At 72.9% G+C, this 12,970-nt stretch carries 13 protein-coding genes; 6 read left to right on the top strand and 7 right to left on the bottom strand.

From position 1 onward, the window contains the following. The first annotated feature begins 253 nt into the window (after positions 1-253). The gene (locus E1286_RS41315) at positions 254-1,309 is read left to right on the top strand and encodes a WD40 repeat domain-containing protein (RefSeq protein WP_165970148.1); all 1,056 of its coding nucleotides are present in this window, start codon (positions 254-256) and stop codon (positions 1,307-1,309) included. A 38-nt stretch (positions 1,310-1,347) separates the two neighbouring features. On the opposite strand, the gene E1286_RS48935 is transcribed toward E1286_RS41315, so the two are convergent. Further along, positions 1,348-2,475, bottom strand: coding sequence for a polysaccharide deacetylase family protein (locus E1286_RS48935; protein WP_246075615.1), 1,128 nt, complete (start codon positions 2,473-2,475; stop codon positions 1,348-1,350). A gap of 198 nt (positions 2,476-2,673) precedes the next feature. Between E1286_RS48935 and E1286_RS41305 the strand changes: the two genes are divergently transcribed. Next, positions 2,674-3,243 carry a hypothetical protein gene (locus E1286_RS41305; RefSeq protein WP_223190874.1) on the top strand — a complete coding sequence of 190 codons (570 nt, stop codon included), beginning with the start codon at positions 2,674-2,676 and terminating at the stop codon, positions 3,241-3,243. Between the two features lie 6 nt (positions 3,244-3,249). Here E1286_RS41305 and qcrB read toward each other — a convergent pair whose 3' ends face one another. Next, positions 3,250-4,761 (bottom strand): cytochrome bc1 complex cytochrome b subunit, encoded by a 1,512-nt coding sequence (gene qcrB / locus E1286_RS41300; protein ID WP_132621863.1) that lies wholly within the window; start codon positions 4,759-4,761, stop codon positions 3,250-3,252. A gap of 84 nt (positions 4,762-4,845) precedes the next feature. Continuing rightward, positions 4,846-5,496 (bottom strand): hypothetical protein, encoded by a 651-nt coding sequence (locus E1286_RS41295; RefSeq protein ID WP_132621861.1) that lies wholly within the window; start codon positions 5,494-5,496, stop codon positions 4,846-4,848. Between the two features lie 202 nt (positions 5,497-5,698). Between E1286_RS41295 and E1286_RS41290 the strand changes: the two genes are divergently transcribed. Continuing rightward, complete coding sequence (locus E1286_RS41290) at positions 5,699-6,883, top strand: L,D-transpeptidase (RefSeq protein WP_132621859.1); 1,185 nt, start codon at positions 5,699-5,701, stop codon at positions 6,881-6,883. A 221-nt stretch (positions 6,884-7,104) separates the two neighbouring features. On the opposite strand, the gene E1286_RS41285 is transcribed toward E1286_RS41290, so the two are convergent. Both E1286_RS41285 and E1286_RS41280 read right to left on the bottom strand, forming a co-directional pair. Beyond that, positions 7,105-7,770: a response regulator gene (locus E1286_RS41285; RefSeq protein WP_132621869.1), complete on the bottom strand. Its 666-nt coding sequence runs from the start codon at positions 7,768-7,770 to the stop codon at positions 7,105-7,107. Positions 7,771-7,781: 11 nt separating this feature from the next. After that, on the bottom strand, positions 7,782-8,918 hold the full coding sequence (locus E1286_RS41280; RefSeq protein WP_132621857.1) for a sensor histidine kinase: 1,137 nt from the start codon (positions 8,916-8,918) through the stop codon (positions 7,782-7,784). 153 nt (positions 8,919-9,071) lie between these two features. Between E1286_RS41280 and E1286_RS41275 the strand changes: the two genes are divergently transcribed. The 3 genes from E1286_RS41275 to E1286_RS41265 all read left to right on the top strand — a co-directional run bounded on the left by E1286_RS41275 (position 9,072) and on the right by E1286_RS41265 (position 11,945). Further along, positions 9,072-9,500 (top strand): hypothetical protein, encoded by a 429-nt coding sequence (locus tag E1286_RS41275; RefSeq protein WP_132621855.1) that lies wholly within the window; start codon positions 9,072-9,074, stop codon positions 9,498-9,500. Continuing rightward, positions 9,497-10,981, top strand: a complete 1,485-nt coding sequence (locus tag E1286_RS41270) for a multicopper oxidase family protein (protein WP_132621867.1) — start codon at positions 9,497-9,499, stop codon at positions 10,979-10,981. The genes E1286_RS41275 and E1286_RS41270 overlap by 4 nt, the downstream gene beginning before the upstream one ends. 103 nt (positions 10,982-11,084) lie before the next feature. Continuing rightward, positions 11,085-11,945, top strand: coding sequence for a fumarylacetoacetate hydrolase family protein (locus E1286_RS41265; protein ID WP_132621853.1), 861 nt, complete (start codon positions 11,085-11,087; stop codon positions 11,943-11,945). Between the two features lie 209 nt (positions 11,946-12,154). On the opposite strand, the gene E1286_RS41260 is transcribed toward E1286_RS41265, so the two are convergent. Further along, positions 12,155-12,448 (bottom strand): hypothetical protein, encoded by a 294-nt coding sequence (locus E1286_RS41260; RefSeq protein ID WP_132621851.1) that lies wholly within the window; start codon positions 12,446-12,448, stop codon positions 12,155-12,157. A 2-nt stretch (positions 12,449-12,450) separates the two neighbouring features. After that, positions 12,451-12,970: hypothetical protein (locus E1286_RS48505; RefSeq protein WP_165970147.1), on the bottom strand; the 520-nt coding region annotated here is incomplete at its 5' end.

The following is a 12,970-nucleotide window of genomic DNA, read 5'->3' as shown; positions in this document are numbered from 1 at the left end:
CCCCGAACCGACGCCTCACCATCGTGAGCCGGCGGCCGCACCCGAAGGCGCCGGCCACCTGGAAGCTGGGCCGACTGCGTCCGGCGAACGTCCTGGGCAGGCTTCCGGCGCCGCGGCGGACGGGGCTGTGACCCGGCGGGTCGAGCCGGAGGCGCGTGCCTGGGCTGAGCGTACGGGGCCGGGCTCGGAGACGTCTTCTCCGGGACGGCGCAGGGCGCCGCGTCGGGCGCTGGTGGCGGGAGGGGTGGCCGTAGTGGCGGCGGCTGCGGTGGTGACGGCGGTGTGGCCGCGCGCGGCGGAGCCCGTACGGGCCACCGGGACGTCCATCACGGTCGCCTCCGGAGCGCCGGCCACCGCGGCGCCGGCCAAGGGTGATCTCGCCGCTCCCCTGGTCGGGCACACCAACGACGTCAGGTCGGCGGTGGTGGGCACGCTCGACGGCGTCCCCGTGGCCCTGACCGGGTCGGACGACGAGACCGCCCGGCTGTGGAACCTGCGCACGTCCCGGCAGATCGGCGCCCCGCTCATCGGCCACACGGAATGGATCCGCTCGGTCGTCCTCGACCAGCTCGACGGCGCGCCGATCGCCGTCACCGCCGGCGACGACGACACCGCCCGTGTCTGGGACCTGCGTACGGGACGATCCCGCACGCTCACCGGCCACACCGGCGACGTCAAGTCCGTGGCGACCGGCCGGATCGGCGGCCGGCACGTCGCCGTCACCGCCGCCGCCGACGGCACCGCCCGCGTCTGGGACCTGCGTACCGGCGAACAGGTCGGCGAGCCGCTCACCGGCCATGACGGCGCCGTGTGGGCGGTGGCGGTCGGCCAGGTCGGCGGTACGGCCATCGCGGTCACGACCGGCGACGACGGCACCGTACGCGAGTGGGACCTGACCGCCGGCGAGGAGATCGGCCGGCCGATGACCGGGCATCGCGGCTGGGTGCGTTCGGTCGCGCTGGGCAACCTGGACGGCGTTCCGGTGGCGATCACCGGCGGCGAGGACATGACCGCCCGCGTCTGGGACCTGCGCACGCGGAAGGAGCTCGGCCCGCCGCTCGCCGGGCACACGAACTGGGTGTGGTCGGTGGCGGTCACCAACCTGGGCGGGGTCCCCGTGGCGGTCACGGGCGGCGAGGACGCCACGGCCCGCGTCTGGGACCTGCGGACGCGGAAGGAACTGGGGGCGCCGTACACGGGGCACACCGACGCCGTCTGGTCGGTGTCGACCGGCCTGCTGGACGGCCGGCCGATCGTCATCAGCGCCGGCCGCGACCAGAGCGCCCGCGTGTGGGCCCCCACCCGCTGACCCGCCGGCCCGGCCGTGAGGGCCGCGGTCAGAGGTGGTCAGAGGTGGTCGGTGGGGGCGAGGCCGTAGACGGTGCCGGGTGGCTTGCCGTCGAAGAGCCGGGTGACCGTGACGAAGCGGTAGCCGCGCTTCGACAGGCTCTTCAGGATGTGTGGCATCGCCCGCACCGTCGACGCGTGGATGTCGTGGAACAGGATGACGCTGCCCGGCCGCACCGACGCGAGCGTTCTCCGGGCGACCTTGGCGCTGTCGCGCAGCCGCCAGTCCAGGGTGTCGACGCTCCACAGCACCATCGGCCGCGTCGTCTGCAGCCGCACGGCGCTGTTGACCGCCCCGTACGGTGGCCGGACGAGCTTCGGCGTGACCCCGATGGCCGCCTTGATCACCTCGTCGGTACGGGACAGTTCCAGCCGGATCCTCGTGGCGGCGATCTTCGTCAGGTCGGGGTGCGACCAGGTGTGGCTGCCGATCTCGTGCCCGGCCGCGTACGCCTCGCGGACGGGTGCCGGGTTCGCGGCGACGTTCCGGCCGACGACGAAGAAGGTGGCCCGCGCCCGGTGGGCCTTCAGGTGGTGCAGGAGGGCGTCGGTGTACGGGCCGGGACCGTCGTCGAAGGTCAGCGCCACGCATTTGACCCTGCGGCAGTCGACCCGCTCGGCCGCCCGCGGTGCACCGACCCCGGCGGGCACCGGCTCCAGGGGGATCGCCTCGGACGCCTCGGCCCACGCCTTCCGCACCACCGCCGACAGGAGCCCGGACGCCCCGAACAGCCTGTCGTCCTGACCGTCGAGCCGCACAAGCCGCTGACCGGCTCCCACAGCGCCCGCCACTGCCCGCCCGACGCCGCCGGTTCGGGGCTGCGCGCTGGTGGCCGCCCCGGGCGGTGCGGGTGCGGTGGCCCGGGCGTCGCCGGCGGTCTCGGGAGATGCGGTGGCGGCTCGGGTCTGTGTGGTGGTGGCGGTCTTGGCAAGGGTGGGGGTGGCTCCGGCCGGTGCTACGGGCGTGAGGTGCCCAGGTGTCGTGGCGGCGTGGGCCGCCGGGGATGACTCGGGCGGGTTGGCGGGTGTCGCCGCCAGGTACGTGGACAGCGCCGCGGTGGCGAGAGCCGTCATCCCCCGGCGCGCGGCCGCCAGGGCAGGCCGGCGCGCACTTCTGCCGCTGTACATCGATCCCCCTCACGCACCGCCCCCCGGTGCGTCCCGCATGCCGCCGGCTCCGGCGGCGGGCCGAAACCGTTCCATGGCCTTCGACAACCGGTGTGCGCACATGGTTCGCGGGAGATCGTCATTTTTCCGATGACTCCTTGACAGCGCCCCGAGGCTCGTCTCGTCTCGACCACAGCGGGGTCGGGAGGGGAGCCTGGTATGCGGCTGGTCCGGCGGTCCGTGCTCGCCCTGATCACCTCGGCCGCCGTCATGGTGGTCCCTGCGGAGCGGGAGCCCGCGCCGGGCGCCCCGGGCGCGGCGTCGCACTTCGGGCTCGCCCGTAAGGACTGTGTCGGTACGTCCGCCGGCCGCGCCTCCAAGGTCTGGTACACGGTCGCGGGCGGCGTCCTGTCCGACGTGTACGAGCCGACGATCGACAACACCAACGTCGAGACCATGCAGTTCGCCGTCACCGACGGCCGCACGTTCACCGAGCTGCAGGCCCGCGACACCACCTACGAGGTCCGCACCGACCGCTCCGGCATGACCTGCACCGTCACCTCCGCCGGCCGGTCCGGCCGCTACCGGCTGACGACGACCTACGTCACCGACCCGGCCCGCGACGCCGTGGTCGTCAGCCCGCCGGCCTGCACCTGTACGTACGGCTCGACGCGAACGTCAACGGCAACGGCCGCGATCGACGTGATCCTCCCGGCGGAACGCTCGCAGGCCGACGTGCTGAACCCGCTCGCGGGTCCGGTCGCCGTCCCCGCCGTCACCGTCCCCTGACGCCGGTCACCGGCTCCAGGAGCGGTGCAGCGCCTCGCGGACGCGATGCTTGACCGGGGGCGGCACGTCGCCGTTCTCCGCCCGGGGCAGCGCGGGACGGGCGGGCGGCACCAGCACCGCCGTCTCCTCGTCCGTCGCGGGCCGCTCGACCTCGGTGAACCCGCCCTCGGGGCCGCGTACGATCACGCCGGTCTCCACGCCGTGCCCGGCGGTGTGCCGGTCGCGCGCGAGCAGCCCCAGGCAGATCCGCCGGGTGACGACGAATCCCAGCACCGGCGCCACGACGATGAGGACGCGGAAGATCCAGGTCGTCGCGTTGAGCGAGATGTGGAACGTCGAGGCGATCAGGTCGTTGCCGCCCGCCATCCACAACACCCCGAAGTACGCCATCCCGGCGACGCCGAGGCCCGTCCGCGTCGGCACCTCGCGGGGCCGGTCGAGCAGGTGGTGCACGGCGCGGTCGCCGGTGACCCACTTCTCCAGGAACGGGTAGAGCGCCAGGCCGGTGAACAGCAGCCCGGGCGCGCCGAGCGCCGGAATGAGCACGCTCATCGCCACCGTGTGGCCGAGGACGGTGAACTCCCACGGCGGCATGATCCGCAGCGCGCCTTCCAGGAAGCCCATGTACCAGTCGGGCTGGGAGCCGGCGCTGACCGTGCTCGGCAGGTACGGCCCGTACAGCCAGACCGGGTTGATCTGGAAGAACGTGGCCAGCAGCGCGATCACGCCCAGCACCCACAGGAAGAACACCGTCGTCTTCGCCAGGAACGACGGGAAGAACGGCGCCCCGCGCACCACCCGGTCGTTCAGCCCCTTGGCGCGGAACTGCGTGTGCGTCTGCCGCCAGGTGAGCACGATCGCGTGCAGCGGGATGAGGACGAGCAGCAGCGCGGGGATCAGCAGCACGTGCAGGCTGTAGAGCCGGGCGATGATGTCGTCGCCGGGGAACTCGCCGCCGAACAGGAACGCCGCCGCGTACGTCCCCACCAGCGGCACCGACAGCGTCACCCCGTGCAGGATGCGCAGCCCGGCCCCCGACAGCAGGTCGTCGGGCAGCGAGTAGCCGAACAACCCGTTGAGCAGCACCAGCCCGAACAGCGCCACGCCGATCAGCCAGTTGAGCTCGCGCGGCCTGCGGAAGGCCCCGGTGAAGAAGTTGCGCAGCAGGTGCGCCACGATCGCGGCGAGGAAGACCAGCGTGCCCCAGTGGTGCATCTGCCGCATGAGCAGCCCGCCGCGCACCTCGAACGTGATCTCCAGCGTGGACGCGTACGCCTGGCTCATCGCGACGCCGCGCAGCGGCACGTACGAGCCGTCGTAGACGACCTCCGCCATCGACGGTTTGAAGAAGAACGTCAGGAAGACCCCGGTGAGGAGGACGACCACGAAGGAGTAGAGCGCGATCTCTCCGAGCAGGAAGGTCCAGTGGTCGGGGAAGACCTTCCGCATCGCCTTTTTCAGGAATCCGGCCCCGCCGATCCGGTCGTCGAGGGCCGCGGCCATTGAGCCGATCTTCATCTCGCCTCCGCCTTGGTTGCGTCTCATAACCACGACGGGACAGGCCGGGCGAATGTGACGTCCGCCCGGCCAGAAGGGCGGGGATCAGGCGAAGCGTTCGATGGTCACGGGGATCAGGCCCTGGTCTCGGATGGCCTGGCGGTGGTGGTGCAACAGGGCGCCGAGCGCGGTGACCGGGCCGGAGCCGAGCCGCGCGGTGACGTCGACGCACCAGGCGATGCCGGCGCCGATGCGGCGCAGCTCCCAGGTGAAGCCGTGCCCGCCGGAGTCGGCGGAGGCCGCGCCGACCACGCGCGGGTCGCCGGTCGGCTGCAGCCGCAGCGCCTTGCGCGCCCGGGCCAGGCCGTCCGCGCCGAGCTCCCCGGCGAACAGGATCCGGTAGCGCCGCGCCCCGGAGCCGCCGCCCAGGTTGAGCGGGGACGACGTGGGCAGCGGCCGGCGCTCCTGGAACAGGGTGCGCAGCCCGGCCTCCTCCGGCAGCCGGCCGCCGCCGAGGCGGGCGAAGGCGTCGTACGCCTCCTGCCTGCTCACCGGCGTGACCCGGCCGCGCAATGCTCTGTCGGCGCGGATGGCACGGCTCAGCTCCGCGGAGGAGGACCAGGCCCTGTTCTCCGGTCTCCACTCGGCCCCGTCGATGCCCGCCGCCGTGTAGTCCTCACAGAGGACGAATTCCTCCACCAGGAGGCCCGCGGGCGACCGGTCGCCCGCCCTCGCGGAGATCAGGTAGTAATCCACCGGCCCATGATTGTGGGCCTCCGGTGCCGGATCAAGATCATCCGCCCGCGCCGCCGCCGTGCGCGGGCTTCGCGGGAGTACGGATGTCCAGATGGGGCACGCCTTCCGCATGGCCGCCCGCATTACGGGCAGAAGTCCGCCTGATCACCATAAAAAGGTATAAAGTGGCCTATTCCTCATATATCAGGCGCTGGAGGCATTGATGCGGAATGGCCGGACCGGCGCCGTGCTGGCGAGCGTTCTCGCGGCGGCGCTGTTCGTGACCACGGGATGCGATTCTTCGGGCGGCGGTTCCTCCGCCCCGGGGGCCCAGGAGCCGTCCCCGGTGGCCAAGGTGTCGATCACGCCGGCCAACGGCGCAGAGAAGGTCGCCCCCGACGCCGGGATCGCCGTCAAGGTCGGCGGCGGGCAGGTCACCAAGATCACCGTGGCCGACGCCAAGGGCCGCCAGGTGAAGGGCTCCGTGGCCGGTGACGGGACGTGGCGGCCCCGCTGGGGGCTGCGGCCCTCCACGACGTACACGGTCAGCGCGCAGGCCACCGGGACGGACGGCAAGCAGGTCACGCAGCGGTCCACGTTCACCACGCTCAAGCCGGAGCGCGTGCTGGAGAGCGGCATGGCGCCCCTCGACGGCGAGAAGGTCGGCGTCGGGATGCCCGTCCAGCTCCTGCTGTCGAAACCGGTGACCGTCCAGGAGGACCGCGCCCGGGTCGAACGCTCGCTGGAAGTGAGGATGTCGAAGCCGGTCGAAGGCGCGTGGAGCTGGGTGAGCGACCGTGAGGTGCAGTTCAGGCCGCGCGAGTACTGGCCGGTGGGGCAGCAGGTGACCGTCGTCGCGCACCTGGCCGGCGTACGCGCCGGGGAAGGGTTGTGGGGCACGAAGGACCGCAAGATGACCTTCACCGTCGGCGACGAGCACATCACCAAGATCAGCGGCGAGACCCACAAGGCGGTCGTCAGGAAGAACGGCGAGGTCGTCAAGACCATCCCGGTCAGCATGGGCAAGCCGGGTGACGACAGCTACTCCGGCATCATGATCGCCCAGGAGAAGGCGTCCAAGATGGTCATGGACTCGGCCACGATCGGCAGGCCGGGCGAATACCGCATCCCCACCAAGTGGAACGTCCGGATGACCTACAGCGGCACCTTCTTCCACGCCGCCCCCTGGTCGACCTCCTCGCAGGGCAGCACCAACGTCACCCACGGCTGCGTGAACGCCAGCACGGAGAACGCCCGCTGGTTCTACGAGTTCACCCAGCGCGGCGACATCATCGAGGTTACCGGCACCTCCAGGAAGCTGCGCTTCGGCAACGGCCCGACGCCGTGGGCCAAGTCGTGGGAGGACTGGCTGGCCGGCAGCGCCCTCGGCAAACCCGTCAACGGGTAAGCCGCGTGGCGATCGTCGCGCCGGTCGCTACCGGCATGGTCACGGTCTGCGCAGGAGCCTTGCACGAGGCCGGGCACTGGGGCGCACACTGGGAGTGACATCGCCGTAGAGGAAGGCGTTGTGCACGTGATCGCTGACGGAACCGGCCGTGGTCAGCCCGCGGCCGTCGCCCTCTGGCTGCTGGTCTGCCTGCTGCACGCCTACGAGTTCCTGCTGGCGTTCTAGCCGGCCGCTCCCGGGACCACCAGGCCCGACTCGTACGCGAACACCACCAGCTGCGCCCTGTCGCGCACGCCCAGCTTCCCCATCGACCTGCTCACGTGGGTCTTGGCGGTGGCCGCGCTGATCACCAGGTGTGCGGCGATCTCCTCGTTGGACATGCCGCGGGCGACCAGGGCGACGATCTCGCGTTCGCGGCCGGTCAGGCGTTCCAGGCCGGGGACGGCGGCGGGGCGGGGCGGGGTGCTGACGTACTCCTCGATCAGGCGGCGGGTCACCGACGGCGACAGCAGCGCGTCGCCGCGCGCGGCCACCCTGACCGACTGCAGCAGGTCGGCCGGCTCGATGTCCTTCAGCAGGAAACCGCTGGCGCCGGCCCTGAGCGCGGCGAAGACGTACTCGTCGAGCGCGTAGTTGGTGAGGATCACCACGCGCACGCCGTCGAGCTCGGGGGAGGCGCCGATCTTCCTGGTGGCCTGGATGCCGTCGAGCCGCGGCATGCGGACGTCGAGCAGCGCGACGTCCGGCCGCAGCCGCCCGGCCAGCTCGACCGCCTCGGCGCCGTCGCCGGCCTCGCCGACCACCTCGATGTCGTCGGTGAGCTCCAGCAGCGCCCGAAAGCCGGCCCGGATCAGCGGCTGGTCGTCGGCCAGCAGGACCCGGACCACGGCGGCGTCGCTCACGCGGCCGCCCGCACGGGAAGCTCGGCCCGGACGGTGAACCCGCCGTGCGGGCCGGGCCCCGCGGTGAACGAGCCGCCGAGCGCGACCGCGCGTTCGCGCATCCCGATCAACCCCATTCCCGGCGGCGCTGTGCCCGGCTCGCCGTCATTGTCCACTTTCAAGATGATTTTCCGGGGATCGTATTCGACGGCGACCGTGACCGCACCCGCGCCCGCGTGCCGCAGCACGTTGGTGAGCGCCTCCTGCGCGATCCGGTACGCGGCCCGGCCCACCTCGGGCGGCAGCGCGTACGGCTCCCCGGAGACCGTGTGGGCCACCCGCAGCCCGGCGCCCTCGGCCCGCGACACCAGCCGCGGCAGCCCGGCCAGCCCCGCCTCGGCCCCATCGGCCCCGTCGGCCTCACCCGTGCGCAGCACGCCGAGGGTGGCGCGCAGCTCGCGCATCGCCTCGTGCCCCGACTCCTTGATCGCCTCCAGCGCCGGCCTGACCCGCTCCGGCCTGCGGTCGAGCAGCTCCAGGGCCAGCGCCACCTGCACGTTGACCACGGAGATGCTGTGGGTGAGCGAGTCGTGCAGCTCCTGCGCGATCCACAGCCGCTCCTCGCCGGCCCGGCGCAGCGCGGCCTCCTCGCGGGTGCGCTCGGCCTCCTCCGCGCGCTGCTCGACCGCCCGCAGGTACGCGCGCCGGCTCCTGGTCACCTCGCCGACCACGACCATGGCCACGAGCCAGCCGGACAGCAGGGTCATCCAGTTGCCCGCCGCCGGGTCCTCGGACGCCAGCGCCATCAGCGCGTACACCGGCAGGGACATCGCCACCGACAGCCAGATCGCCGCCCGGCGGCGGCCCAGCATGGCGAGGGTGTAGACCGAGGCGAGCGCCGGCGCGGCGGCGAACACGCCCGGGTAGTGGGCCGCGTAGTAGACGACGGCGGCGGCCACGGCGACGGCTCCGGCGGCCAGCGGGGCGGTGCGCCGATAGGCCAGCGACAGCGCCGCGACCGTGATCAGCAGCGTGCCCGCCGGGTCGAGCGGGCGCTCCAGCGGGCCCGTCCACGAGAGGTTCGCGTGCGTGCCCCCGATGATCGCGCAGAGCGCGCCCACCGCGACGAGCGCGTCCGTCTTCCGGCTGTTCATGGTCACACGGTAGGGGAGCAGGGTGACGCGCGGCGTCCTCCCCTGGTCGTACGTTGCCGCCCTGGAAGGCGCCGTGTACGCCCGGGGGAGTACGCCGAGATGCCGTCCGCCGTCCGATGCGGCGCAAGTCCGCTGACGTGCAGCATTGCCGGCATGACCTCCTCAACCCCCCTCCCCGGCGGCGTGACGGTCTCCGCGTCGGCGCCGAGCTGGATCGTGTGGGCGCTGCGTGTCACGGCCACCGCCCATCTGATCGGGGTGCTCGCGCAGGCCGCGCTGGCCGGGCTGTTCGTCACCGGCGACGTCGACCTGCTGACCTGGCACCAGAACAACGGCGGCGTCACCCACGCCATGCTCTACCTGCAGCTCGTCTCCGCCGTGCTGCTGTGGCGGCCCGCCCGGCTCTCCAGCCGGCCGGCGCTGATCAGTCTCGCGATGGTGCTCGTGGAGACGGCGCAGGTGGCGCTGGGCAACGCGCGCCTGGTCGCGGCGCACATCCCGCTCGGCATGCTGATCTTCGGGATGTCGGCGGTCTTCACCATGTGGGCGTGGCGCGGTCTGCGTACCAGGAGTGCGGCATGAGCGCGCGGCAGGCGGGCCTGTCGCGGCGCGGCTTCCTCGGCCTGCTCGGCGGCACGGCGCTGGCCGCCACCGGGTGCGGTGAGGTCGCGGGCGAGCTGCTCACCGGCAGCGCGCCCATGCCCGCGCCGTTCACCGTGCCGCTGCCGATCCCGCAGGTCGCCCGTCCGGTCTCCCCAGGTCTGTACGAGGTGACGCAGCGGGTGACCCGGGTGGAGATCCTGCCCGGCCTGCGCACCGAGGTCTGGGGGTACGACGGCACGTTCCCCGGTCCCACGTTCGAGCTGCGGCGCGGCGAGCCGGCCACGGTCCGGGTGCGCAACGAGCTGCCCGTGCCGACCTCGACCCACCTGCACGGCGGAGTCACCCCGCCCGACTCCGACGGCTACCCGACCGACCTCGTGATCCCCGCCGGCGGCCACTCCGGGCATTCCGCTCACATGACACACCCCGGTGAGGTCCATCACGAGGGCACGAAGGACTACCGCTACCCGGTCGGCCAGCGGGCCGCCACGCTGTGGTACCACGACCACCGGATGGACTACACCGCGCCTTCGGTGTGGCAGGGGCTGGCCGGGTTCGCGCTGGTGCGCGACGAGGAGGAGGACGCGCTGTCGCTCCCCGCGGGCGAGCGCGAGCTGCCGCTGCTGATCTGCGACCGCTCGTTCGCCGAGGACGGCTCCTTCCGCTACCCGCGCACCCACGAGGGCCACGACAGCGACTACATGGAGGGCGTCGAGGGCGACGTGATCCTGGTCAACGGCGCCCCCTGGCCGGTGCACGAGGTGACGGCCACCCGCTACCGGCTGCGGCTGCTGAACGCCTCCAACGCCCGCAGGCTCCGGCTGCGCCTGGCTCCCGGCGGCCGGTTCACCCAGATCGGCAGCGACTCCGGGCTGCTGGCCGCGCCCGTGCGGCACGACACGCTCCCCATGGCCCCTGGCGAGCGGTACGACGTGGTCGTCGACTTCTCCGCCTACCCGGTCGGCAGCACGGTCACGCTGGTCAACACCCTGGCCGACGGGCCCGCGGGCAAGGTCATGCGGTTCGTGGTCGCCCGCCGGGCCAAGGACGACAGCGCCGTGCCCACGACGCTGTCGCGCCCGCCGGAGCGGCCGGTGCCCGTGACGACCCGGTCGTTCGACTTCCGCCGCACGGGCCAGAGCTGGACGATCAACGGCCGCGTCTACCGCCCCGGCGACCTGCTGGCCCGGCCGCGCCTCGGCACCGCCGAGGTCTGGCGGCTGACCAGCGACTTCCACCACCCCGTGCACCTGCACCTGGCCCACTTCCTGGTGCTGGCGCGCAACGGCCGCCCGCCCGCCGCCACCGACGCGGGCTGGAAGGACACCGTCGACGTGCGCCCGTACGAGGTGGTGGACGTGCTGGCCCGCTTCGAGGGCTACCGCGGCCGCTACATGCTGCACTGCCACAACCTCGAACACGAGGACATGGCGATGATGGCCGACTTCGAGGTCGTCTAGGTCATCGGAGGACATCCAGCTTTTCGCCGTCGGTTGAGGCGTTCCCTGGCGAAATGGGGGAGACTTTCATCGGATGACGCACCCCCTGTCCGAACGGAGCAGCATGCACATCGTCAGGTTCACCAGCCCTCTGACCGGTGCCGACGCGGTCGGCGTCGACGACGGCGAGCACGTGACCGAGCTGTCCGGCATCACCACCGTCGGCGAGCTGCTCCGGCTGCCCGCCGCCGAGCTGCGCGAGCGCTGCGCGGCCGCCGACGGCCCGGCGCACCCGTCGGCGACCGTCGCGCGGCTGGCCCCGGTGGACGCGCGGATGGAGGTGTGGGCGGCCGGCGTGACCTACCGCCGCTCGCGCGAGGCCCGCGTGCTGGAGAGCGAGCGGGCCGCCGACGTGTACGAGCTCGTCTACGACGCCGAGCGGCCCGAGCTGTTCTTCAAGTCGGTGGCCTGGAAGGTGACCGGTGACGGCGGGCGCATCTCGGTGCGCGCCGACTCCGAGATCGACGTGCCGGAGCCGGAGCTCGGCCTGGTGCTCAACGCGTCCGGCGAGATCGTCGGCTACACGGTGGTCAACGACGTCAGCTCGCGCACCATCGAAGGCGTCAATCCGCTCTACCTGCCGCAGGCCAAGATCTACCTCGGCGGCTGCGCGGTCGGTCCGGCGATCAGGCCGGCGTGGGAGGTCGCCGACCCGTACGCGCTGGACATCACGCTGACCATCACCAGGGCGGGGGAGACCGTCTGGGACGGCAAGGCCAGCACCTCCCAGCTCCACCGCCGCCTCGACGAGCTCGCCGGCTACCTGTTCCGCGCCGACCTCTTCCCCGACGGCACGGTCCTGGCCACCGGCACCTGCCTGGTCCCCGACCTGCCCTTCACCCTGGAGGACGGTGACACGGTCACGATCGGCATCTCAGAGATCGGCACCCTGGCGACCCCGGTCGTCCGCGGCCTACCCACCTGACGCTTCCCGCCGGATCCGGCTCCGCGAGGACTTCCCGCGGAGCTGGTGGTCTGCGCGCGTCCAAGGCGGAGCCGGTGGGCTGCGTGGCGTCTTATGCGGAGCTGGGGGTCGGCGTGGCGTCGCACGGGGGTCGAGGATCTGCGTGACGTCTCGCGGGGGCGCGGGCCTCGGCCAGGCATCTCACGTGGGGTCGGGCCTCAGCCTGGCGTCTACGTGGGGTCGGGGAGCCGTGCTGCGGTTTCGCGGAGCCGCTGGGCGCGGCGGCGCAGGTTCTCGGCGGTGATGAGGCACGCGTCCACCAGGTCGGCCATCTCGCGCCGCACCCGCTGGGTCCGCGCGAGGTGGCGGCCGGCGGACGGGCCCGTCCAGAAGGGGTCGTACTCCTCCGGGCGCGACGGGACGCCCTCGAACGCGTCGGACAATCCCTTGGCGTAGCGGGTCAAGGCGGTGGCGAGTGATTCCTTGTCGGCCGCCTCGCGCAGCAGCTGTTGTTTCTCGCGCACGGTCAGTGGCTCCGGAGCCGGAGCGCGCCGAGGAAGCGGGCCGCCGTTTCGGCGTCCAACCGGTCCCACGGGGGTGAGGGCTGGGCGCCGTCCCGGGCCTGGGCCAGCCGGCCGAGGTACGGCGTCACGTCCTCGGCCAGCACCAGGCGGACGGCCGCGCCGGGGGCGTCGTCGTGGGCGCCGACGGCGCGCACCACGTTCAGCCAGGCCCGCTCCCGCAGGCCGTCGGCGCCCGCGTACGGACGCAGCGCCCCGTGCAGCGCGGTGGCGAGCGCCTCGTCGCCGCCGGCGGCGGTCAGCAACAGGTCCGTCTCGCGCGGGTGCTCGGCGAGCAGCTGCTGGAACGCCTCGGGGAAGGCGCCGTAGGCCAGGACCAGCGGGCGCGGGTCGGGCGGCTCGCGGTCGAGCAACTCGACCGCGACCCGGTTGATGAACAGGCTCGACGGCCGCCCGAGCGTGACCAGCGCCGCCAGCACGCTCACCGGCGCGCCCCCCACCAGCCCGTCCCACTCCTCCCCAAGC

It is taken from the genome of Nonomuraea terrae (genome assembly GCF_004348995.1).
Lineage (GTDB): Bacteria > Actinomycetota > Actinomycetes > Streptosporangiales > Streptosporangiaceae > Nonomuraea > Nonomuraea terrae.
The sequence above is the reverse complement of the archived record's forward strand: the minus strand, read 5'-3'. Positions and strand labels throughout refer to the sequence as shown.